The 22,391-nt window shown below is 40.6% G+C and carries 20 protein-coding genes; 11 read left to right on the top strand and 9 right to left on the bottom strand.

Annotated features, from left to right (window positions below):
* Positions 1–42 precede the first annotated feature (42 nt).
* From BM135_RS09385 to BM135_RS09400, 4 genes are all read left to right on the top strand, one after another.
* Complete coding sequence (locus tag BM135_RS09385) at positions 43–942, top strand: ATP-grasp domain-containing protein (RefSeq protein WP_092519486.1); 900 nt, start codon at positions 43–45, stop codon at positions 940–942.
* Between the two features lie 493 nt (positions 943–1,435).
* Positions 1,436–2,002 (top strand): peptidylprolyl isomerase A, encoded by a 567-nt coding sequence (gene ppiA / locus BM135_RS09390; RefSeq protein WP_092519487.1) that lies wholly within the window; start codon positions 1,436–1,438, stop codon positions 2,000–2,002.
* Between the two features lie 244 nt (positions 2,003–2,246).
* On the top strand, positions 2,247–2,822 hold the full coding sequence (locus BM135_RS09395) for an aminodeoxychorismate synthase component II (protein ID WP_086109818.1): 576 nt from the start codon (positions 2,247–2,249) through the stop codon (positions 2,820–2,822).
* A gap of 167 nt (positions 2,823–2,989) precedes the next feature.
* Positions 2,990–4,162: an aspartate aminotransferase family protein gene (locus tag BM135_RS09400; protein ID WP_245737359.1), complete on the top strand. Its 1,173-nt coding sequence runs from the start codon at positions 2,990–2,992 to the stop codon at positions 4,160–4,162.
* 105 nt (positions 4,163–4,267) lie between these two features.
* Here BM135_RS09400 and crp read toward each other — a convergent pair whose 3' ends face one another.
* From crp to BM135_RS09420, 4 genes are all read right to left on the bottom strand, one after another.
* On the bottom strand, positions 4,268–4,900 hold the full coding sequence (crp, locus tag BM135_RS09405) for a cAMP-activated global transcriptional regulator CRP (RefSeq protein WP_004240730.1): 633 nt from the start codon (positions 4,898–4,900) through the stop codon (positions 4,268–4,270).
* Between the two features lie 507 nt (positions 4,901–5,407).
* Positions 5,408–6,277: a phosphoribulokinase gene (locus BM135_RS09410; RefSeq protein ID WP_092519489.1), complete on the bottom strand. Its 870-nt coding sequence runs from the start codon at positions 6,275–6,277 to the stop codon at positions 5,408–5,410.
* A 70-nt stretch (positions 6,278–6,347) separates the two neighbouring features.
* A complete protein-coding gene (locus tag BM135_RS09415; protein ID WP_092519490.1) occupies positions 6,348–6,572 on the bottom strand; it encodes a YheU family protein in 225 nt (74 codons plus the stop codon).
* A 75-nt stretch (positions 6,573–6,647) separates the two neighbouring features.
* Positions 6,648–7,703, bottom strand: a complete 1,056-nt coding sequence (locus tag BM135_RS09420) for a hydrolase (RefSeq protein ID WP_092519491.1) — start codon at positions 7,701–7,703, stop codon at positions 6,648–6,650.
* 99 nt (positions 7,704–7,802) lie between these two features.
* Between BM135_RS09420 and BM135_RS09425 the strand changes: the two genes are divergently transcribed.
* Positions 7,803–8,408, top strand: coding sequence for a LysE family translocator (locus tag BM135_RS09425; RefSeq protein WP_092519492.1), 606 nt, complete (start codon positions 7,803–7,805; stop codon positions 8,406–8,408).
* Position 8,409: 1 nt separating this feature from the next.
* Here the strand turns inward: BM135_RS09425 and murP are convergent, their stop codons facing one another.
* Both murP and murQ read right to left on the bottom strand, forming a co-directional pair.
* Positions 8,410–9,876 (bottom strand): PTS N-acetylmuramic acid transporter subunit IIBC, encoded by a 1,467-nt coding sequence (murP, locus tag BM135_RS09430; protein WP_092519493.1) that lies wholly within the window; start codon positions 9,874–9,876, stop codon positions 8,410–8,412.
* A gap of 27 nt (positions 9,877–9,903) precedes the next feature.
* On the bottom strand, positions 9,904–10,842 hold the full coding sequence (gene murQ / locus BM135_RS09435; RefSeq protein ID WP_175486054.1) for an N-acetylmuramic acid 6-phosphate etherase: 939 nt from the start codon (positions 10,840–10,842) through the stop codon (positions 9,904–9,906).
* Positions 10,843–11,259: 417 nt separating this feature from the next.
* Between murQ and BM135_RS09440 the strand changes: the two genes are divergently transcribed.
* Together BM135_RS09440 and BM135_RS16635 are read left to right on the top strand one after the other, a co-directional pair.
* Positions 11,260–14,691, top strand: a complete 3,432-nt coding sequence (locus BM135_RS09440; RefSeq protein ID WP_175486056.1) for an inverse autotransporter beta domain-containing protein — start codon at positions 11,260–11,262, stop codon at positions 14,689–14,691.
* Positions 14,692–15,875: 1,184 nt separating this feature from the next.
* Positions 15,876–16,766, top strand: a complete 891-nt coding sequence (locus BM135_RS16635) for a LysR family transcriptional regulator (protein WP_139204096.1) — start codon at positions 15,876–15,878, stop codon at positions 16,764–16,766.
* Between the two features lie 296 nt (positions 16,767–17,062).
* On the opposite strand, the gene BM135_RS18110 is transcribed toward BM135_RS16635, so the two are convergent.
* Entirely contained in the window at positions 17,063–17,260 is a 198-nt protein-coding gene (locus BM135_RS18110; RefSeq protein ID WP_479688440.1) for a DUF7823 domain-containing protein, read from the bottom strand.
* Between the two features lie 815 nt (positions 17,261–18,075).
* Here BM135_RS18110 and BM135_RS09455 point away from each other — a divergent pair.
* The gene (locus BM135_RS09455; protein ID WP_092519497.1) at positions 18,076–18,435 is read left to right on the top strand and encodes a DUF3969 family protein; all 360 of its coding nucleotides are present in this window, start codon (positions 18,076–18,078) and stop codon (positions 18,433–18,435) included.
* Between the two features lie 104 nt (positions 18,436–18,539).
* Here BM135_RS09455 and BM135_RS09460 read toward each other — a convergent pair whose 3' ends face one another.
* Positions 18,540–20,501 carry an ABC transporter ATP-binding protein gene (locus BM135_RS09460; RefSeq protein WP_092519498.1) on the bottom strand — a complete coding sequence of 654 codons (1,962 nt, stop codon included), beginning with the start codon at positions 20,499–20,501 and terminating at the stop codon, positions 18,540–18,542.
* 300 nt (positions 20,502–20,801) lie between these two features.
* On the opposite strand from BM135_RS09460, the gene BM135_RS16965 reads away from it, so the two are divergent.
* The 3 genes from BM135_RS16965 (at position 20,802) to slyD (ending at position 21,880) form a co-directional block, all read left to right on the top strand.
* Positions 20,802–20,948, top strand: coding sequence for a potassium transporter KefB (locus BM135_RS16965; RefSeq protein ID WP_175486048.1), 147 nt, complete (start codon positions 20,802–20,804; stop codon positions 20,946–20,948).
* Between the two features lie 14 nt (positions 20,949–20,962).
* Positions 20,963–21,166 (top strand): YheV family putative zinc ribbon protein, encoded by a 204-nt coding sequence (locus tag BM135_RS09470; RefSeq protein ID WP_092519499.1) that lies wholly within the window; start codon positions 20,963–20,965, stop codon positions 21,164–21,166.
* Between the two features lie 183 nt (positions 21,167–21,349).
* Positions 21,350–21,880 (top strand): peptidylprolyl isomerase, encoded by a 531-nt coding sequence (gene slyD, locus BM135_RS09475; protein WP_092519500.1) that lies wholly within the window; start codon positions 21,350–21,352, stop codon positions 21,878–21,880.
* Positions 21,881–21,994: 114 nt separating this feature from the next.
* Here the strand turns inward: slyD and BM135_RS09480 are convergent, their stop codons facing one another.
* Positions 21,995–22,213 (bottom strand): SlyX family protein, encoded by a 219-nt coding sequence (locus tag BM135_RS09480; protein ID WP_092519501.1) that lies wholly within the window; start codon positions 22,211–22,213, stop codon positions 21,995–21,997.
* Between the last annotated feature and the right edge of the window lie 178 nt (positions 22,214–22,391).

The following is a 22,391-nucleotide window of genomic DNA, read 5'->3' on the forward strand; positions in this document are numbered from 1 at the left end:
AACACAATAATCTTTTTTTGGATCAAATATTGGAATTGTTCTATGAATATTATTGCCTTGATTACCGATGAAATCAGTCTTCCAAACGATTATGATATGCCATTACTGCTTGATGCCTGCCAAACAATTGGTCTCACCGTGGAAGTATGTTTTTGGGAGGATAGGTCCATTGATTGGTCACGCTTTTATGCTGTTTTATTGCGTTCTCCTTGGAATTATGTAGACCAATTACCTAAGTTTCTAGCTTGGTGTGAACATATTACACGTTTAACACACCTGTTTAATCCTTTATCGGTAGTACGATGGAATCTTGATAAATTTTATCTGGTCGATCTTGCAGCACATGGAGTACCGATCGTACCGAGTAAGTTTATTAATTCCAACACAAACATACGGCAGGCTCTACGGGAATTTTTCACTGGGAATCCTGAAATCAAAGAAATTGTGATAAAACCCACAGTTGGTGCTTACTCGAAGGATGTTAAACGCTATGCACGACAACTGGAAGATAAGGCTATTAAACATATTAATAGTCTAATAGAAAAGGGTCATCATGTAATATTACAACCCTATTTGGAGTCAATTGATAGTGATGGGGAGACTAACTTGTCTTATTTTGACGGTGTTTATAGTCATGCTATCTGCAAGCGCGCTCTACTTATGCCAGATGGTACAGTGAATTCACCATTACAAGAATTTCGTAAGGCACGCTCTGCTGATGAAGATGAACGTGCGGTTGCTACTGCTGTTCTCAATGCTGTAACATTACACTTACACCTTGAACAACCTCTTCTTTATGCGCGTATTGATCTTATTCGTGGCAATAATGGTCAGCCGATGGTATTGGAAGTAGAAATATGTGAGCCTTCTTTAAATCTGCCTTTTTCTGAAGGTAGTGCAATACAATTTGCAAAAGCGTTGGCTAAACGGATAGGTTGTTGAAACGTTGTAGTTATCCAGAGAGCTTTGGCATTATCTTAACTGTTATTAGCAAAATCTGCCGTAAACCCTCGCCCAGAGCGAGGGTGTCGTAAAAGGGTTGAGGTCATTTTTTCAACGCGTCAAGTTGAGCCCATATCACATTTTTTAGTGCCTGTTATTTGTACGAGTAACAATACTAAAAAATGTATACGGGCACACTCTCAGAAGCCAAGTGCGCAGATTTTGAATGAATATCATCATACTGTCGAACATGCATTAGTTCCCAGTTTATGCTCCTTGGCGTGGAAAGCGCATCAATATTGAGGTTATTCACAAAATGACCATTATCAAAATGTGCGAATATAAACGTCGTATCAATGGAATTCCCCTCTGTTCACCTAAAATACTCGTAAATGTAGGTAAATCTTTGGAACTTAATGCGATAGGGAATTAAACTTAAAAAGTTTTGTTGTTATGAGTTTTATTGTTGACCTCAAAAATAAAGGAATCATTAATGTTTAAACGTATTTTTGTGTCGCTTATGACGGCATGTGCTATCAGTGCAATTGCTGTCCCAGCATTGGCCGCTGAAACTCACGTGAAGTTGGTAACATCAGCAGGCGAAATCGAACTTGAGTTGGATAGCAATAAGGCACCAATTACTACCAAGAATTTCGTTGAGTATGCCAATGAAGGATTTTATAACAACACTATCTTTCACCGTGTTATCCCTGGTTTTATGGTTCAGGGTGGCGGTTTCACAAAAGATATGAAACAGAAGGCCGCCAGGGCTCCAATTAAAAATGAAGCCGATAATGGTCTGCGCAATCTTCGGGGCACTATTGCGATGGCACGTACCGCAGATAAGGATAGCGCCACCGCTCAGTTTTTTATTAATGTGACTGATAATGCTTTCCTTGACCACGGACAGCGTGACTTTGGTTATGCAGTTTTTGGGAAGGTAGTAAAAGGTATGGACGTAGTTGATAAAATTTCTCAAGTCAAAACAGAAAATGCCGGCCCTTATCAAAATGTGCCGGTGACACCTATTGTGATTTTGTCTGCCAAGATTGAGCCTTAATAATTTGAACTGACATAATACGGTATTCGGATAATCATTAATGGTTGTTTGAATGCCGTCCGTTTTCTCTCCATCATCTTTCTCTCCGCCATTTCTCTGTACCTCTATTTTAAAAATGCGTCTGTGGTATGATGACTCCCCCCGTTGGTACTGATTTACCTGATTTTACCGTAATACAGAATGCATAATATCCCAATGGGGTAGGACAACTTATAAAACTATAAAATCAGTAGGATATACTCCTATGTTATTAATAATAGATAACTACGATTCTTTTACATTCAATTTATATCAATATTTTTGTGAATTAGGGACAGAGGTTTTAGTTAAGCGTAATGATGAGCTACAGCTTGAAGATATCGAAGATTTGGCGCCGACACATTTAGTTATTTCTCCTGGCCCTTGCACCCCAAATGAAGCTGGGATCTCGTTGGAAGCGATTTCACATTTTGCAGGGAAATTGCCTATCCTCGGTGTATGCTTGGGACATCAGGCGATAGGTCAGGCTTTTGGAGCCAGTGTTGTTAAAGCCCGTGAAGTGATGCATGGAAAAACCAGTTTGCTCCACCATAGCCAGCAAGGAGTATTCAAAGGGTTGGATCATCCATTAACTGTCACGCGTTACCACTCTCTGGTTATTGCCGCAGAAACGCTTCCCGCTTCATTTGAAGTGACGGCATGGAGTCAGCGTAATGGTGATGTGGATGAAATCATGGGAATACGTCACCGTACTTTGCCACTGGAAGGAGTGCAATTTCATCCGGAAAGCATTCTTAGTGAGCAGGGACATGAGTTATTGAATAATTTCCTCAAATATTAATCAGATACCATTACACTCCCTCATTCGGTTGTTTTTTTATTTGCTCTTGCGTGATTTTTTATTCATATTAAATGACTATTATTTCACTTTGAAATGGCAAATATAAAAATAAGGTGAGGGAAGTGATAGAAAATAAAGCAATAAACCGAAATACCTATGATCAGGTGATGTTGCCTATTTATGCACCAGCAAATTTTATCCCTGTCAGAGGGCAAGGAAGTCGATTATGGGATCAACAGGGTAAAGAATATGTTGATTTTGCTGGTGGTATCGCTGTTTTGGCTCTGGGGCATTGTCATCCTGTCTTGGTAAATACTCTGAAACAGCAAAGTGAAAAACTGTGGCATATCAGCAATATTTTTACCAATGAACCCGCCTTAACCTTAGCGCAAAAATTAATTGATGCAACCTTTGCGCAGAAGGTCTTTTTCGCTAATTCAGGAGCAGAAGCTAATGAAGCGGCATTCAAATTAGCGCGTCGTTATGCGATTACTCGTCATCATCCCACTAAGACCCGAATTATTGCTTTTCATCAGGCGTTTCATGGGCGCACTTTTTTCACTGTTTCGGTAGGAGGACAGCCGAAATACGCCGAAGGATTTGGCCCCAACCCTGCTGATATTGTTCATGTGCCTTTTAATGATCTGGATGCCGTCAGGGCAGTAATTGATGATCGCACCTGTGCTGTTGTTTTAGAGCCGATTCAAGGGGAAGGCGGAGTCACTCCCGCGACAATGGAATTTCTGCATGGGGTGCGTGAATTATGTGATAAGCATCAGGCTCTGTTGATCTTTGATGAAGTTCAGAGTGGAGTGGGACGCACAGGCAAGTTGTATGCTTACCAGCATTATGGTGTGCAGCCGGATATCCTGACGACAGCAAAAGCTCTGGGAGGTGGCTTCCCGATTAGTGCGATGTTAACGACAGATGCAATAGCGGCTGCAATGGAAACGGGCGCGCATGGAACGACTTATGGCGGGAATCCATTGGCTTGTACTGTCGGTTGTGTCGCGTTGGATATCATTAATACTCCGGAAGTGCTGATGGGGGTAGAAAAACGTCATGATATGGTCATTCAGGCCTTGGAAAAGATTGACCAAAAGTATGGCATCTTTCAGGAATTTCGCGGAAAAGGCTTACTTATTGGAGCTGTGTTGAAAGCAGAATATCAGGGTAAGGCCAAAGAAATATTGCAGCAAGCGGCGGAACAAGGATTGATATTATTGAGTGCGGGAGACAGTATCTTGCGTTTTACACCATCATTGATTATTTCTGAGGATGAAATCACAGAAGGTATGATGCGGTTGGATATGGCAATATCCCGGTGGTTGAACAAATAGATGGCTGAAAAAATAGATGGTTGGAAAAATAACAGTTAGGTGAAGTAACAAAAAAGCCAGTGCGAATATAAAAGAGCGCTGGCTGGATTTCAGGTTTACTGGGAATTAACGTGTCCCATAAACGACGATGGTTTTACCGTGTGCTGAGATCAGGTTTTGATCTTCCAACATTTTCAGAATGCGACCAACTGTTTCACGGGAGCAACCCACAATCTGCCCAATTTCCTGACGAGTGATTTTGATTTGCATACCATCAGGGTGAGTCATTGCATCAGGCTGTTTAGCCAAATTAAGCAATGTTTGGGCGATACGGCCTGTAACGTCCAAGAAGGCTAAATTACCTACTTTTTCGGAAGTGGTTTGTAGACGACTTGCCATCTGAGCAGATAAACGCATCAGAATATCAGGGTTAACCTGAATTAACTGGCGGAATTTTTTATAGGAAATTTCAGCCACTTCACAGGCACTTTTAGCTCGTACCCATGCAGTACGTTCTTGTCCCTCTTCAAACAATCCAAGTTCACCAATAAAATCTCCCTGATTTAAATAAGAGAGAATCATTTCCTTGCCTTCTTCATCTTTTATTAGAACAGCAACTGAACCTTTAACAATATAGTAAAGTGTTTCTGCTTTCTCACCTTGATGAATAAGCGTACTCTTGGATGGATATTTGTGAATATGGCAGTGTGACAAAAACCATTCAAGAGTAGGGTCTGTTTGTGGCTTGCCGAGAACCATTCGCTTTATCCTCTGTTGTTATTTTTGCCTTTATGAAGTGAGAAACTGGGTTTCTCTTCAGGCTAGCTTTATAAAGTCAATAGATTAACATATTAATTTGCTGAAAAACTGACAAGCTGGAATTTTATATGAATTATAAAGACGTCAGAGTGCTGACATATTGATCTAAAACCATATCCCTTGCCAGCTCACGCTTGTAACTTTGTTTGTAACACAGGAAAACGTTTCTGTCTTCTCCTGTATCGCTTCAGCATGTTAAATTGACTGCCAGATTATAAAAAATCTGTCATAAAGGACGTTTATTTATAAAAGAACAAAAATATACTGGATACTAGCTGAACAGTAATTCTGTTCGATGTTGTTTTTTTTACCAGTTACTGCATTTTAGGAAGTCTGATTTTTATCATCTGATTTATCATTATAAAAATGGCTCATTTATTTTAATAAAACAAGTAACGTTATTTTTTGTTGCTTGTTTTATTAAAATAAAATGCTGTTTAACTTAAATTATGAAATTTTTTTTCCTTCCAATAATTGTTTAACGAGAGGAGCCATAATTAATTCCATCGCCAGTTCCATTTTTCCGCCCGGAACGACGAGAGTATCTATGCGGGAAATAAATGAACCCTGAAGCATTGCCAGTAAATAAGGAAAATCAATTTGGGTCAGACCGCGAAAGCGAATCACGATAAAACTTTCGTCCAGCGAGGGAATCGCTTTGGCAGAGAAGGGGTTGGAGGTATCAACGGTGGGAACTCGCTGGAAATTGATGTGAGTGCGTGAAAACTGAGGCGTGATATAACGAATATAGTCATCCATCGAACGTACAACGGAATCCATAACGGCCTCTCTGGAATGTCCGCGTTCACTCGTATCACGGATGAGTTTCTGTATCCATTCCAGATTGACGATAGGTACGACACCAATCAACAAATCAACATGGCTGGCAACATTATGTTGCGGAGTGACAATACCGCCATGTAAACCTTCATAAAACAGAACGTCTGTATTGGTTGGTAAGGATTCCCACGGCGTAAAAGTACCCGGAAGTTGGTTATAAGGTACGGCTTCATCGTAGGTATGGAGATATTTTCGACAGCGGCCTTCCCCTGTTTTCCCATAGTCAAAAAACGTCTTTTCCAGTGTACTGAAATCATTGGCCTCCGGCCCAAAGTAACTGATATGTCTGCCTTGTTCCTTCGCTTTTCGGATTTCGGCATCCATTTCAGGACGAGTATAACGATGGAAGCTATCCCCTTCTATCTGTGCGGCAGTGACATCAAGTTTCTGGAAGATTTTTCGGAAGGCGGCACTGGTCGTGGTTGTTCCTGCTCCACTGGAGCCAGTAATGGCGATGACAGGGTGTTTGGCAGACATGAACAGATCCTTATCAATAAAATTGGGGATTATATTTTTTTAATCAGTCTCTTAAAGTGAACAGAAAAAATCAGGCTTTATGGTGGAGCATATCTTTGGGCATGATATTGACGGTTTCATGTAATTCAGACCATACCAGCAGAACCTCACCTCGTTCAAGTTGACGTTTGATGTCCTGTACTTTCTGTTCGAGAGTTTTTTCCTGTTCGCCGTAATCAGTACCCTCCCGTAAGACAAAACTTTCAATCAGGTTGAGGAGGGTATCGGTTTCCAATTGTTGCCACGGGATAATCATTGTTATTGCTCCTGATAATGCTGTAATGGTTTTTAGAACGACGGTCTTAGAATGACAGTTTTAAAATGGTAGTTTTTAGAATGATGGCTTTGAAGATAGATGTTCTAAATATTCCGGCTCTAAATGTCCCGATTCTAACTGCACCGATTCTGAATGCGCTGATTCTAAATAAGGCGCTAACCATTTCGGAATACGTTGTTCCAGCCACATTTGTGGTTTTTTCAAAGAACCGCTAACGAAACCAACATGACCACCATGTTCAGTCATCTGATATTCAATATTGGCTGGTAAATTCTCTGGTTCAGGGATAACTTCCGGAGCCATGAAAGGGTCATCCTTGGCGTGGATAATCAACAATGGTACCGTGATATTCGGTAAACGAGGCAGCGCACTGCACTGGTGATAATAATCTGTTGCGTCTTTAAAACCGTGGATTTTAGCGGTGATGGCATCATCAAACTCACGCAGTTTTTTCATTGAGTTAAGTTGGCTAAGGCTTAAAGGTAGAGAGTTGGGATAACGCAGCAACTTGCGGGTAGCATTATTTTTCAGCTTGCTGAGCAAATAGTACTGATAAAACTGAGAAAATCCTTGTTCGATTCGTTTTGAACAAGCTTCCAGCATAAATGGTGCTGAGACAATAACCGCTGCATTTACTTGGGCACGTTCTTGCTCTTCTGCCAGATAACAGGCCAGCATATTGCCACCAAGGGAATAGCCGACAGCAGCGGTGGGAACTTCACCATATGTCGTTTTTAGCCAGTTGAGAAAATAGCGGGCATCACTGGTTTCTCCCGAGTGATAAATGCGTTGTTGGCGGTTAGGCTCACCGCTGCATCCACGAAAATGCATTACAACACCAAGCCAGCCTTTTTTCTGACAGGCACTGATCAGACCGTGGGCGTAAGGGCTTCTGAATCCACCTTCTAAACCATGGAAAAGAACCAGCCGTGGTTTGTGGGCAGCGGTTTCAGGATCTTCACTCCATGCCAAATCAACAAAATCATCATCGGGTAAATTTAGCCGTTGCCAATGCGGTTGCAATTTCGGGCGGTGCCGCAAAATACGGGGCAAAAGAGTTTGTAGATGGGGATTGCTCACCCCACTTAAAGGATAAAAGTTATCACTCATAATGAATCGATTTCATGATTAGTCATCTTGTGTGTGGAATGACATACTGTTATTTTCTCGAAAGGAAATGTCAACTCTTTGGGTGAGGGGAGTCTACCCATGACTGTAAGTCTGCTATTTTCGCTTAGTATATTTATGTTTATTTCTGCTGTTACACCCGGCCCAAATAACTTGTTGCTGACATCATCAGGAGCGAATTTTGGTCTCCGTCGTTCCATGCCACTTTATCTGGGTATCATATTGGGAATGCAGACAATTTTGTTGTTGTCTGCGTTTGGTGTTGCTGCTCTGCTACTGATTTATCCTGCCATGCATACTGGCCTGAAAGTGCTCGGAAGCCTGTATTTATTATGGCTGGCCTGGAAAACTGCCATTTCACATTATAAACGATTGGACACCATAAAATCGGTAGGGAAGCCAACCAGAATTTATCAAGGCTGGCTATTGCAGTTCCTGAACCCGAAAGCATGGTTGATGGGATTGGGAGCCGTCAGTAGTTACAGTTTGTCCGAGCCGTTATATAACCACTCCATTTTTGCCATTAGCATCGTGATGTTAATCGCTAATACACTTGCTGGCGCAATTTGGCTTGTTCTCGGTTCACTGATTGGTCAGTTATTGAGAAGTCGCCGCGCATGGTTCATGTTCAATATCACAATGGGTATTCTGACTGCTGCCTGTGTGCCTTTAATCTGGTTTGGCTGAATCAACTTAAATCGATATTTTTGCTCCCGAAGAATAACGTTAGCGTGAAGCCCGCGATATAAGAGATAAATAACCCGGCGGCATATATAGCCATGCCCGTGAAAATGCCACTGTTGGATGTCATCAGTGGCAGGGCGACCAGCCCTGAAGGGCCGAAAACGCTGTTTAACCCGACAGGCCATCCCCACCAAGCAATCAGGCCGACAAAAAATCCACCCACAGCGCCTCCGAAACAGGCGGTGACAAAAGGTTTGATGCGTGGCAGTGTTACGCCATAAATCAAGGGTTCTCCAATTCCCAGAAATCCAGGAATAATGGCACCTTTGATTTGGGTTCGCAGTAGAGAACCTTTTTTCGCTTTCACATACAAGGCCAATGCAGAGCCAACCTGACCCGCACCTGCCATCGCGAGAATGGGGAACAGGGAGTTAAAGCCTTGTGCATCCATCAAGGCAAAATAGACAGGTACAAAGCCTTGGTGCACACCAAACATTACGGCAATTAAGAACAATCCCGCCAAGATTGCTGTACCGAACGGGTTGCCATTTAAGTTAATGAACAGCCATGACATCGCGGTAAATAGATAACTTCCGACAGGCATGATAACAATAAAGGTAACGGCACCCATGATAAGTAAGGTGATGGCGGAAGTCAGGATCATATCCAGATCGGATGGCATAATTTTGCGGATCTGTCTTTCGACCCAAGCGCCGAGGATACAGGCTATCAGTACCCCGATAATATTGCCCCGTGGGTCGATGGTGAAGCCAAAAAAATTACTGATACCCGAATAGAATCCACTAGTGGCTTCGGCGTTATATCCCAGTATAAATAGGGATGCGATAATGGCGCCATTAACTCCTGACCCTCCAAATGCCTTTTGTGCATTATAGCCAATCAAAATGCTCAGGAAGCTGAACATGCCTTTACTGAAGATTTTCATATAGCCGATCATTTCAACCAATACGGCATGGGGATGAGAGACTTCTTTGATAAAAACCTGTTCCAACAGAGTCGCGAAACCCAATAACAGGCCAACGGCGATAAATCCGGGGATCAGGGGAGTAAAGATAGTGGCGAATTTAGCCAGAAATTTATGGATTGAGCTGGTTTGTTTTTCTTTAATATGTTGTTTATTGGAGATGGCAATCTCTTTTAGCTTATCGGAATGATGTTCTGCAGCAGGCGCTTCTGAACTGCGGAGATGATGTGATTCACTTAACCGTGTATTCATCATTTCTGCGGCTGTTTGTGCTTTGCCGGAGCCAAGTACAATCTGGAGCTGGTTATCACTTTCTATGATGCCTAAAACCCCTGCGATTTTTTTCAATCTGGTTTTATCGACAAGCTCATTATTATACAGAGTCAATCGTAGGCGAGTCATGCAGTTGCCACAATGTACAATGTTACTCGTTCCACCGATAGCATTGAGTATTTCGATCAGCATTTCCTGATTAATTTTAGCCATTTATAACCTCCTTTAAAGAGGCAATGATTATTGGTTTATCGAAATATACTCTTCATCTTTTTTTGATGCATTAGGTATAGCTGGTCGGATAAACCCGTGGTGTTTTGCCAATAAAGCTTTGGCTTCTTCGGCACTGACGCCCGATAAAATCATGACAATAGCGGTCTTGCTGTGACCACCACAGGCATTGAGGGCTTGCTCTGCTATTTCCTTGCTGCACTCAGTGGCGGTCATGACAATATTTTTCTGGCGTTCGATCAATTTGGCATTGGTGGCTTCCACATCTACCATCAAATTGCCATACACTTTTCCCGTACGGATCATGGCACCTGTTGTGATCATATTCAGTATCAGTTTTTGCGCTGTTCCTGCTTTCATGCGGGAAGAGCCTGTCACCACTTCAGGCCCGACTATGGGAGTAATGGTGATATCTGCCAACTGTGTCATCGGGCTGTCTGGGTTGCAGCTGATACAGGCAACGGTAGCGCCCACTGATTTGGCATATTCCATTGCACTCAATACGTAAGGTGTCCGGCCACTGGCGGCGATCCCTACCAGAATATCTCTTTGGCTAAAGTGTAGTATCTTAAGGTCATTGATGCCTGATTGCCTGTTATCTTCCGCATTTTCGACAGCTTTCAAAATGGCCTGATGCCCACCGGCAATTAAGCCGATGACTTGTTCTGGTTTTGTGCCGTAAGTCGGTGGACATTCACTGGCATCCAAAATTCCCAAACGCCCGGATGTTCCGGCTCCAATGTAGATTAATCGCCCGCCCTGGCGAAATGTGTCGGCAACTTTATCAACCAAATCGGCAATTTGAGGCAGGTTTTTTTCGACGGCGATGGCCACTTTTTTATCTTCATCGTTGATAACACGCAACATGTCGAGAGTGGATAACGTATCGATATGAGTGCTGGAGGGATTGCGACTCTCAGTTACCATATTACTTAGGTCGATTTTCATTATTTTTTCCTGCTATGTAGTCAGAATAGAGTTGTAGTCAAAATAGAGTTGTAGTCAGAATAGATTTATCGATTACTGATTATCGTACAGTTTATTAGTTTTATACCCAATATATTTCTAACCGCATCGCAGAAGCCAGTAGGTGCCCTCCTTATTATTTATATAAGTCTAAATTATTTATATGAACGTAAATTATATGAATATAAAAAATAATTTTGAATTTTAACTCCGGAAAACGGATTTATATTCAATATGTGATAACCATTGTTTATCAGGCGATAAGAATATTTCATTAAGCACTTTGCCTAAAAGTTTCCTAATGTATTTTAAGTATGTGTAAGTGTTATTTTTTTCTCTAAATTTGGACATCAATGCTTAATTGCTGGAAAAGAACCATATTTTATGAGGTACTCATATATGGACTCGTATATTAGTAAAAAGTTCGTTAGATTTTTAGTCTTTATATATTCGATACTTATATTTCCACTCACATCATTGAGTGCATTTGCTGTGGATGGAAAAAAATATGAACATCAATTGCAAAAAAAACTCTTAGAAAATCAGGAGAGTGAAAATAATCTCAATGATAAGGAAAATGAAACAGCGGGTTTGATTGCCAGAAATATTCGAACTGTTAGCAATGTGTTGTCATCATCACCGTCTGAGCTTACTGAACAAGCTAAAGCTTATGCACTGGGAAAAATAAATAGCGCGGTAAATAGTGAAGCACAAAAGTGGCTATCGCAATTTGGTACAGCCAAAATTAATTTTTCTATGGATAGAAAAGGAAAATTAGATAACGGATCTTTGGACTTATTGTTACCACTTTACGATAACAAATCCGATTGGCTATTTTTTTCACAGTTGGGTTATCGCAATAAAGACAGCCGACATACTCTGAATTTAGGATTTGGTGGGCGTTATTTTACACCAAGCTGGATGTATGGATTGAATTCTTTCTATGACTTTGATGTCACGGGTAATAATAAACGTATCGGTTTAGGGGGCGAGGCATGGACAGATTATGCCAAGTTCTCTGCCAATACTTATTTGCGTGTGAGTGACTGGCATGATTCACCACATGAAAAAGGATGGGAAGAACGCCCTGCCAACGGTTTTGATATCAATGGTGAATTCTTCCTGCCTGTTTACCCGAATATTGGCGGTAAGTTAGCCTATGAACAGTATTTTGGCGATCAAGTCGCTTTGTTCAATCGTGATACCAAGCAGAAAGACCCAAGTCTGGCTCGATTTGGGGTGAACTATACACCTGTTCCACTGGTGACCATGGGAGTTGATTATAAACTTGGCAGTGGCGGACACAGTGAAACGCTGTTCCAAACCAATCTTAATTACAGATTCGGCGTACCGTTTGAAGCCCAGCTATCATCAGATAGCGTTGCATCTATGCGTACATTGGCAGGCAGCCGCTATGATTTGGTGGAAAGAAATAACCAGATTGTTCTTGATTACCGTAAGAAAGGTGAAAAAGAAGTGTTGCTGAATATTCAGCAACAGAATATTACGGGATATAGCTACCAAAGATGGGCTCCGATACATGCCACTGTCACACCTAAGGACGCGAAACTGGAATGGCAGCTAAATGATTCATTCGCTCATGCGCAGGGAGAAGTTACTGAAGGTGTGAACCCTATCGGGCTGACACTGCCAAAATATGACCCTGACTCTAAAACTGACAATACCTATGTGCTCAGTTTTACGGCGAAAGACAGCAATGGCAAAGAATCTAAACCCAGCAATATAACCGTCAAAGTTGAGCCATTTGTTTTAAAAGAAGATGTGACGAAAGAGGTGGTTAAAACCGGCAAGACTGATGAAGTGGCCTACAAATTGCTGGCGACCATCACTCACGGTACAAAAGATAAGGACCCCCTTGCTAAACTGAAAGTCAGTAATTTGCAGTGGTCTGTCGATGAGCCTAACACTGACAAAGTTAAATGGGTGCAAAGTGACACAACGAATGACAAAGGGCAGTTAGAGGCAACGGTAAGCAGTACACAACTGCTTAAGGATGTGAAGGTTTACCTGACAATGGACGGAATGCCTAAAAAAGAAGTCAATAATCTCAATTTCGCGAAGGTAGCTGAATCTAAGTACAAAGTTAAGGTTGAAACTAAAGAGAGCGGTCCGTTGGTGGTTGGTAAAAACGAGGGTTACATTTTTACTGCAACTGTAACTGACGCAGCTGGCAATCTTCTGAAAGGGAAAGATGTGAAAGTTGATTGGAGCGTTAAGGGTGGCCTTCCGGATGGTGTGACATGGCTAAATGAGAAAAAAACTGATAAAACGGATGAAAATGGTCAAATATCAGCGACTTTAGTCAGTAATAAAGCTGCAAAAGATATCATTGTTGAAGTGACAATAGATGGTGCTGAGAAAGCATCTGCTAAACCTGTAGAATTCACTGAAGATGATTCTGCAACAAGCGGTATTACCTGGACAGGAGCGCAGGAATATGAGGCCGTGAAAGGTAAGCAGCATGTGGTTGCTGTTAACATCCAGGATATTACTAAGTTTAAACCAGAGTACACTTATAATATAACCTTCGACAAGGACAAGTACCCTGGCCTCAAGAGTGCCAAATTATCGTCCCCTACTACTCTTAGGAAGCAGATGACTTTCACTTTTGAAAGTACCCAAGAAACCGAACCAGGAGTGATAGAGCTTACCCTCACAGAGGCGCAGAGTGGTAAGACAGTCAAAATTTCGTCACCTCCGATATCCTTTAAAGCAGGACTTAATGCTATTAAAGTTGGTTCGTTTGAAATGGTCAATATCAATACGAATAATTACAAGGCGGATGGGCAAGATAAGGTTAACTTGAAGATAAATGTTAATTATTCAGCTGGTGGTCCGGCAAGAAATCTCAGTATTGATCCTAGCAAAATTGAGTGGTCGACTGACGTCGTCGATAAGCTTAAAGATAAATTCACATTCACAGTTGAATCGCCAACAACAAATGACCGTGGGGAACTGTATGCCAACATGGTATCTAATGTAAGTATTTGGAAGCGTGGGAATGGCGTTAAGCCGAAAGTTAAATTACCTACTAGTGATGCAAACGGTGGGCAGGAAGTCGACCTGAAAGATGATCGGAGTATACTCTTTAATCCAATTCCGAAACGTGCGCAGCTTCATGTATTTAATAAAGATAAGACCGAAGTTAATTATACCTATAAAGCCGATAAACATGGGCCTAGTAACGTTTTCAACTCGCTACAAGCATATCTACTTTATGAGGAGGATGGGAAGCGCCTGCCAGCTAATGGTACGGAGTTTGATGTTACCTATGAAGCTGATGAACACGATTCTATAGGTAATCGTTTTATAGATAAGAATAGTGGCTTAATTTCTTTCAATATCACACCTAAAGATCGGTTCGAGTACGTAGTACTGGAGGAGCGGACGTTCAGGGCAACGTTAACGGATAAGAGCACATTCGAGAGGACTGCGTACGAATACCATTGGAAACCTGAGCGCTGGTTCCTGCTGATGGGAGTGGAAGCGCAGGCGCTCAACCAGACTAAGAATCAATATTGCCCTACAAGAGAGGGGCTTGAGGATGTAAAAGAAACTGATGTATGGAACTATAATGAGATGGGAGATGGAGAGACACTATTGAATGAATTCGAGGAGATAGTGGATTGGGGCTTCTTTACAGTTTCAGTAAAAGGGAGCTACCAACCCAAACCAAGTGGGACAACTTTCATAAATGTTCTAAAGATGGATAAAGATAAATTTAAACCAATCGATCTTACAAACATAAACGAGATTGGCAACCCTGATATTCCGCAACCAGTTGCTTGTTTATTAGGGATAAAGAGGTAGGTAAGTAATAAGTTTATAGTAATAAAAACACAGGCTCAATATTGAGCCTGTGTTTTTTAATGCATGATAATTTTTTATTTGATTATCTTGTAATGATTAAATGAAGAATGTCTGGTGATACGCTAACGGATAAATAATTTGAGAGTAGGGGAATCCAAGAAACTCTAAGCTGGTTAATTCATTAATATGAAATTATCCTTGGGTACATAAATCTCAGCATGGTGTGTTCCACAGAATATCATCCCAATACAGAATATTCCGATATCAAAAAGCTTCATAATTTGGAATAAGACTAGATGGATTTTATCAATGATAACACACTAAAAACCTGCCATTACACGTATTGTTATTTATCAACACCATATTTCCGAGTAAGTTTCATACTCGTTTTATGATAGTGAAAATCATTATTATTATATTTGATGCAGTGCTTTTAATTAAAGTGAGTCATTATTAACGCGTAATAAGAGTAGGTTTTAAAGTAGCCATAAAAGTAAATATTTGACTAAGGAGGAGTAATAAAATGAATGTGGATTATCTGATATTTATTTCACTATGCGAGTAAGTCAGCTATATATGCTTTTCTTTGCATCTAAGAATTAAATTATTCACACAATAGTTTCTTAGTATGATATTTTAACTTTCATGGTTTTTTGGTATTTCCATAGATGGGTTGCCAATAAATGAAAGTTATCAATTGATAACTTGTTGCTCATTATTTTTTCTTAGTGGTAGCCCTAACTTTAGGACATATAACCTAGCCAGCAGTAGGTTTATTTGTATGTTTTACATCTGTTCACTCTCAAATTTTAGCATAATAAGTTAAGCCAAAATTTGAAAAATGAAGGGGGATTTGTATACCCGATAAATTTCAGGTTATATCACAGCCAACAGAGAAATAACTTGAAAGATGAAGGGTATAAATGTGGATAACAAGAGGTCATTTTAATCTGTATTATAAAATGTAAACTTTGTTTTAGTTGCATTGGGTATTATTTCTATACGTCATTAATTCGCAATAATAATAAATCTTTTGCTTATTGTACCCTTATTAACTAACATTTTATTAGTTAACATTTTGACAGTTGACCAGATAAAACCTTTGGCAAAACGTTAAGTTAAAATGCTATCACCATGAATCTGTAATGTTTTGTAGTTATTTAACAATCATTGGGCGAAAGAACATGGATATACGCAATCTTGAAGCTTTTATCGTTTTGGCTGAGACTCTTAATTATCATAAGGCTTCTGAGAGGCTTTATCTTTCTCAGCCAGCCTTGACGAAGAAAATACACGGGTTGGAAGATATTCTTGGTGCTTCACTATTTACAAGGGGGCCAAATGGAACAAGATTGACAGATTTTGGGCATAAGACGCTGGATAATGCCAGAAAATTCTTAACACACTATGAACGCTTCAAAAGTCAGGTTCATTTTGATTCAAAAGAAGATTTGGTCAGGCATTTATATGTTGGCTCATGTTTTCCTATCCATAATTATTCTCAAATAGAGAAACAGATTGCGGGGAATAAAGGAAATGTTGTATTAGCATTGGTGACCGGGCTGTCTGTTGAGCAGCAGATAAATTTATTGAATGCGGGAATGTTACATGTTGCTGTGATACCTATGGCATCCATTGCGCAGTTAGAGCCTAAAAAGACGTTTACAGAACGGTTAGTTTTTATCTTTAGAAAAAAGAGTAACTTGATCTCTAAGTTCAGGATAGCTTTTAGTCAATATGGCAATGGGATTACTCCAGCAAATTCATCAGAAAAAAATGAGGTAATTGAGTTAACGAATTGCCTTAATGTTTTCCCTATTTATACCGGTGACAATATGAATTTGTTATTAAAGACAAATGATATCATGTTGATAATTGAGATGGTGACAAAAAATAATTATTATACTTGGGTTCCTGAACGAATTATTAGTTCGATTCCTGATTATTATATGAATTTGTTGGAAATTGTTAAAACAGATAAAAAAATTGATCTCGGTGTGGTTTGGGGGAAATCAATAGACGATCATCTGCTTGACGACGCAGAAAGTTTTTCTACGTTGGTTGCGAGTGTATAAGTAGGATATCTGTTATCTAATTTCTATATTATTATGGAGATTAATGTATAAATTATAAAGAAACTTTTTCAGTAAGGAGCGCAAAATGAGAACGTATATATCCACTTAATTTGAAGATGCCGGTTTCAGGATTTGAAAATTATCATTTAATCGGCAAACGAGAACGTTATCTGTCAGCGTTCCCAATTAAATGAAATAATGGATATTTAATTGGGAATGCTTCATGCAAACAAAAAGGCCACGCGGATGCGCAGCCTTGAATTCGGGATGTAGATTTTGGGGATTTAGTTATCACGCTAAATTAAGGAAAAGCGCTTAGTTTGACCTGTTTGTTTCAATATAGCACCTAATTTTTGTGCCTCAGCTCCCTCCATATGAATAGTAAATATAATGTGATAACCAACGTTTATATAGGTACAATCAGATGCATCAATTCCTGTCTGACCTAAATTATAAGATATGTCATCAACAATTACATAAAGGTATTTTGCCAGTCAATTTTACCTAAGATGGATTTTTATCTCAATTTAATAACGATAAACAGAATTAATACGCATTAAAATATGGCTGCGCATTATAAAATCTGTCTATTGGTCGAGTGCGTGATTCACTGAGTTGTAAATTCGAAATTTGCTGCTGATAAATGCCATATCAGCCATTAGCCAGATGATAACTATTGTCTGAAAACGGAGAATATGGGGTTATCTATGGGGATCGAAGTGCTGATCATACCACCAAAAACAAAGTTAACATATTTATTTAACAGAAATATGAGATAACGACTGACTCCGATCAGTTATCCAGCTTAACTGAATTACTTGAATTTGTGCCGATATCGAGAATTTTAACTACTGCATTTTTTGCAGGAGTTGGATTGTAAATTCAAAGTATTACTAACCATATAATCTTTAATAACCAACTTTATTTATCTTTTATTAATATTTTATTCGAAATAAATCGGTTCTGGTTTTAATTTCGTTTATTTAAGTATCTATATAATGCTTGATATTACACCAGAATAATTCTAAAAACACCATTACTAATAAGCCATTATTACATGACTTGAGAAAAGAGAAAAGAGAAAAGAGGAAAATGGTTTAAAATCTATCGGGATGGTGTGGTTAACGGCAAAAAAGTGTCGCTTCATTATTTTGCCCATGAAAGTGGTAGTCCAGTATATGGGCTGAAAATCGCTTCTAACTGGAGTAATAAGACCAGCAGGCTTAAATCATAATTCCATTTCACTCTTGGGTATGTTATATCCCCCATAATAAAAAATGAATATCATTGGTGAAGTGGAGGAACAAACATGGATTTTGATTATCGCCTTCAAGATAAACATGCGGCCAAATTTGTTAGCTTTATAATCTTGGGAGTATTGTATTCTCTCGATAAAAAACTCATCTCTATTGATGAGGCAGAGGGATTTATATTTATGCCTTATGTTTCCAAGGTAGTGAAGCAAACAAAAGTCCCGGGTGCATTAAGTGATGTTGATGCAGTCGTTAAGATTATTAATGCCGCATGTGAACTTGACGATTTAGAAAGGTTACGTCCCGAGTTACTGTCAGAGTCTATTCAAACGTTGATAGAAGAAACATTCTTAGTTATTAAAAACAGTAAAGAAATTGAAAGATTGGTAAACAAAGATGTCAGTATACTCAAATGAAAATAAATTATGCAGGCTGCAATATAGCCCGCTTAAACACAATGTAACAGTCACCCGTTTTGTTTAGTTATTTCAAAGCGGGTGACATCATTTGCAAAATTAATTTATTGACTGGCATTAAATGCTTCGGCCATCTGCTCGATTTGTTCCTGAATATTCAACCATTCCATTTCAATATCTTCGAGCCTGGACTTTGTTTGTGTCTGCTGATGAAGGCATTTGGTTAATTCAGCCTTACGATGATTTTCGTAAAGCGTGTTGTCTGATAGTTCTTCTTCTAAACCCGCTAATTCAGTACTCAATTTTTCCATTTGTTTTTCAAGAGCTGTAAGTTGTTTACGTAGTGGTTGAGTCTGATTGCGAAATTCGGCTTCACGCCGTTTTTGATCTTTACGCTCTTGGGCACTGTAATTTTGTGTACTGTTATTTGACGCATTGGTGTTTGACGCATTGCTATCTGTTCGTTCTTTTTCTTGGCTGTCACGCACTTGCTGGCGTTGTAGCTCGGTCAGCCATTGCTGGTAATCTTCTAAATCACCTTTAAACACTTCTACTTTGCCATCATGTACCAGATACAGCTCATCTGTGGTAGAACGCAGTAAATGCCTGTCATGCGATACGACGACCAGAGCACCTTCGAAATCAATAAGTGCTTCAGTCAGTGCTTGCCTCATGTCCAGATCAAGGTGGTTGGTCGGTTCGTCGAGCAGCAGGAGATTAGGGCGCTGCCAGACAACCAGAGCCAATACTAATCGGGCTTTTTCTCCACCGGAAAAACGCCTGCTCGGATCGGTGACTTGATCGCCTTTAAAACCAAATCCACCCAGATAATCCCGCAGTTGTTGTTCCATCTCTTGTGGCGCTATTCGGGCTAAATGCTGTAATGGCGATTCATCTGCCCGCAGGTATTCCAACTGATGCTGTGCGAAGTAACCCAGTTTAATACCTTTTGATAAAGCGATTTTTCCTTGCTGGGGTGCAAGCTCGTTGGCCAGCAATTTGATCAACGTGGATTTACCCGCGCCATTGCGACCTAACAAACCGATTCGTGAACCCGGTACCAGATTTAATTTGATCGAATTCAATACAGTTTTTTCACCATAACCTGCACTGACTTCTTCCATGCTCAATAGCGGATTTGGCAGGTTGTCCGGTTGGCGGAAACTGAAATGAAAAGGATTATCGACATGAGCGGGAGCGATAAGCTCCATGCGTTCCAGCATTTTGATGCGACTTTGAGCCTGTTTAGCCTTAGAGGCTTTGGCACGAAAACGATCAATGTAGCTCTGCAAATGTGCCACTTTTTCCTGTTGGCTTTGGTATAGCGCTTGTTGCTGGGCGAGCTTGGTGGCGCGTTGCCGCTCGAAGGAGGAATAGTTGCCGGTATATTCGTATAGATTCAGTTGTTCAATGTGCAGAATCTTATCAATGATCGGATCGAGGAAATCGCGGTCGTGGGAAATTAGGATCAAGGTACCGGTATAATTCTTTAGCCATTTTTCGAGCCAGATAACGGCATCCAGATCAAGGTGGTTGGTCGGTTCGTCGAGCAATAGCAGATCAGAACGACAAATCAGCGCTTGTGCCAGGTTGAGGCGCATGCGCCAGCCACCGGAAAATGAACGTACAGGGAGTTCTAGCTGAGCTTGGGAAAAACCCAATCCGTGCAGCAAGCTGGCTGCTCGTGCGCGGATTGTCCATGCCTGAATGGTATCAAGCAAGCCATGAAGATGGGCAATGGCATGTCCATCATTTTGTTCGTTGGCTATTTTTAGTTTTTGTTCCAGTTGCCGGAATTCGCGGTCACCATCAATTACATATTCCAGCGCGGATGTCTCCAGAGCAGGTGTTTCCTGATTCACCCAAGCCAAAGCCCAGTTGTTGGGAAATGTTACGGAACCATTTTCGGCCTGAAGCTCATCCTTTAGTAATGCGAGTAGGGTCGATTTACCACAGCCATTCTTGCCCACTAATCCGACTTTCTGTCCGGGATTAATGGTTGCGCTGGCATTGTCCAGCAGGACGCGAATGCCACGACGGATTTGCAGTGAAGAGAAAAGAATCATAGATGTTGTCTATATATAGTATGTTGAGTTAATAATTAGGTTAATATCTTTCAAGTTGCTGTTGTGTTGATACCACCATGCTGCAATTTGAAATGTATTGGGTATTTATTCAATTTGATTTAATAGCTTGTCGTGCATGGTAGCGGAAAATATGTGCCCTGACACGTCCAGGAGAGATTGATGTTGTTATCTTCTAACATATTGCCGCCTAAAGTGTTGCTGATATATACCCATCCGGAATCGATGAATTCAGTTGCTAATAAAATGTTATTGTAGTTGGTGCAGAAATTAGGTATACGCATGTTGCATGAATTGATGCCCTGTCTGCATGAGGATCTGGCACAGATATCCCGCGTAAAAAAGGCTCGCAGGGAATTGGAAGAACTGTTTGAACGGGAAATGATTAATGAGTGTCGCCGACCGGAAGGGTGGGATGAACATGAATAGCGTTGGGGGGAATTATGTCAGTTAGTCGTAAGCGTTTTATCGCGGGAGCTGTTTGTCCAAAATGTCAATCACAGGATACGTTGGCAATGTGGCAGGAGAATAAGGTTGATGTTGTTGAGTGTGTCCATTGTGGTCACATACAAAGGCAAACGGATGAAGCTGCCGCATCTCATGTCAGGGAACAGGAACAGATTATTGGGATCTTTACGCCACAATAAATCAAAACACAATAATAAATCAGCACACACAATAATAAATTAATATACATACAATAAATTGTGGATAAATTTTATCGTCGCTAGGTACAGCGACGTAGAATTCCGTTACAATCAGCAGCATTTTTTGAGCTGTAAAAATTTCCCTCACGGGTTTTCTCCCCTCTCGGGTATGTAGGAGTTGTCATGAAAGTAGCAAAAGATTTGGTGGTCAGCCTGGCTTATCAAGTAAGAACAGAAGATGGTGTTTTAGTTGATGAGTCTCCGGTGAGCGCACCGTTAGACTATCTGCATGGTCGCGGTGGTCTGATCAGCGGATTGGAGAAATCATTGGAAGGTCGTGAGGCGGGTGAACGTTTTGATGTTAGCGTAGAAGCAGATGACGCATATGGTCAGTATGATGATAGTCTGGTTCAGCGTGCACCAAAAGATGTGTTTGTTGGTGTGGATGATCTTGAGGTTGGCATGCGTTTTCTGGCTGATACGGATCAGGGGCCTATCCCAGTAGAAATCACCGCGATAGAAGGTGATGAAGTGGTTGTTGATGCTAACCACATGCTGGCTGGTCAGAATCTGAAATTCAATGTTGAAATTGTAGCGATTCGTGAAGCGACTGAAGAAGAATTGGCTCACGGCCATGTGCATGGTCAAGGTGGTTGTGGTGATCACGCCCATGAGCATGACGATCATGGATGCTGCGGCGGTAGCTGCCACTAATTCGGGGCTAACTGATAAATTAGTAAGCTGAAGAAAAAGGGAAGCGCATTATAAGCTTCTCTTTTTTTGCTTTATTCCTGAGCCTTCCTTGGCAGAGGTTTTCCTTGATTAATATCAGTAATGGGGAGGCGGTGTTTCTTCAGAAAGTGGTGCAATGATGGATGTTTGATGAGTTTTCAGGCGTTCAGTCATTAATTTCAGCTGTTCTTTCAACCTGTCAGTTTCTATCTGTTGTTTTCTCACTTCCTGATTTAATTCTTCAATAGTGGCTTCTTGATAGGCCAGTTTAGTTTCCAGCAGCTCAAATCTTTGTTCAAATTCAGATAATGCCATTATCTTTCCTCCTATTTCTGATCAATTAATTAAATGACGAAGTAATTACTCGGCCAAATTAACACTATAATACTCAAAAAATTCAGTGAAATAGGATCTTGCGAATCCTTTTTATTTTAATATTGTTCCAGTGGTTGCTATTGAGAGGTCGAGGTGTAGCAAATATTGTCATTGGTTT

Origin of the sequence: Xenorhabdus japonica (assembly GCF_900115195.1) — a bacterium.
In the GTDB taxonomy this organism is placed as follows: Bacteria; Pseudomonadota; Gammaproteobacteria; order Enterobacterales; family Enterobacteriaceae; genus Xenorhabdus; species Xenorhabdus japonica.

What these genes read in the sequence shown, in the direction of transcription:
- BM135_RS09385 (WP_092519486.1), top strand. Translation starts at nt 43, where the DNA reads ATGAATATTATTGCCTTGATTACCGATGAAATCAGTCTTCCAAACGAT.
- BM135_RS09460 (WP_092519498.1), bottom strand. Translation starts at nt 20,501, where the DNA reads ATGATTCTTTTCTCTTCACTGCAAATCCGTCGTGGCATTCGCGTCCTG.
- murQ (WP_175486054.1), bottom strand. Translation starts at nt 10,842, where the DNA reads ATGAAAATCGACCTAAGTAATATGGTAACTGAGAGTCGCAATCCCTCC.
- BM135_RS16635 (WP_139204096.1), top strand. Translation starts at nt 15,876, where the DNA reads ATGGATATACGCAATCTTGAAGCTTTTATCGTTTTGGCTGAGACTCTT.
- BM135_RS09395 (WP_086109818.1), top strand. Translation starts at nt 2,247, where the DNA reads ATGTTATTAATAATAGATAACTACGATTCTTTTACATTCAATTTATAT.
- BM135_RS09440 (WP_175486056.1), top strand. Translation starts at nt 11,260, where the DNA reads ATGGACTCGTATATTAGTAAAAAGTTCGTTAGATTTTTAGTCTTTATA.
- BM135_RS09420 (WP_092519491.1), bottom strand. Translation starts at nt 7,703, where the DNA reads ATGAGTGATAACTTTTATCCTTTAAGTGGGGTGAGCAATCCCCATCTA.
- crp (WP_004240730.1), bottom strand. Translation starts at nt 4,900, where the DNA reads ATGGTTCTCGGCAAGCCACAAACAGACCCTACTCTTGAATGGTTTTTG.
- slyD (WP_092519500.1), top strand. Translation starts at nt 21,350, where the DNA reads ATGAAAGTAGCAAAAGATTTGGTGGTCAGCCTGGCTTATCAAGTAAGA.
- BM135_RS09425 (WP_092519492.1), top strand. Translation starts at nt 7,803, where the DNA reads ATGACTGTAAGTCTGCTATTTTCGCTTAGTATATTTATGTTTATTTCT.
- murP (WP_092519493.1), bottom strand. Translation starts at nt 9,876, where the DNA reads ATGGCTAAAATTAATCAGGAAATGCTGATCGAAATACTCAATGCTATC.
- BM135_RS09415 (WP_092519490.1), bottom strand. Translation starts at nt 6,572, where the DNA reads ATGATTATCCCGTGGCAACAATTGGAAACCGATACCCTCCTCAACCTG.
- BM135_RS09410 (WP_092519489.1), bottom strand. Translation starts at nt 6,277, where the DNA reads ATGTCTGCCAAACACCCTGTCATCGCCATTACTGGCTCCAGTGGAGCA.
- BM135_RS16965 (WP_175486048.1), top strand. Translation starts at nt 20,802, where the DNA reads ATGTTGCATGAATTGATGCCCTGTCTGCATGAGGATCTGGCACAGATA.
- ppiA (WP_092519487.1), top strand. Translation starts at nt 1,436, where the DNA reads ATGTTTAAACGTATTTTTGTGTCGCTTATGACGGCATGTGCTATCAGT.
- BM135_RS09470 (WP_092519499.1), top strand. Translation starts at nt 20,963, where the DNA reads ATGTCAGTTAGTCGTAAGCGTTTTATCGCGGGAGCTGTTTGTCCAAAA.
- BM135_RS09400 (WP_245737359.1), top strand. Translation starts at nt 2,990, where the DNA reads ATGTTGCCTATTTATGCACCAGCAAATTTTATCCCTGTCAGAGGGCAA.
- BM135_RS09455 (WP_092519497.1), top strand. Translation starts at nt 18,076, where the DNA reads ATGGATTTTGATTATCGCCTTCAAGATAAACATGCGGCCAAATTTGTT.
- BM135_RS09480 (WP_092519501.1), bottom strand. Translation starts at nt 22,213, where the DNA reads ATGGCATTATCTGAATTTGAACAAAGATTTGAGCTGCTGGAAACTAAA.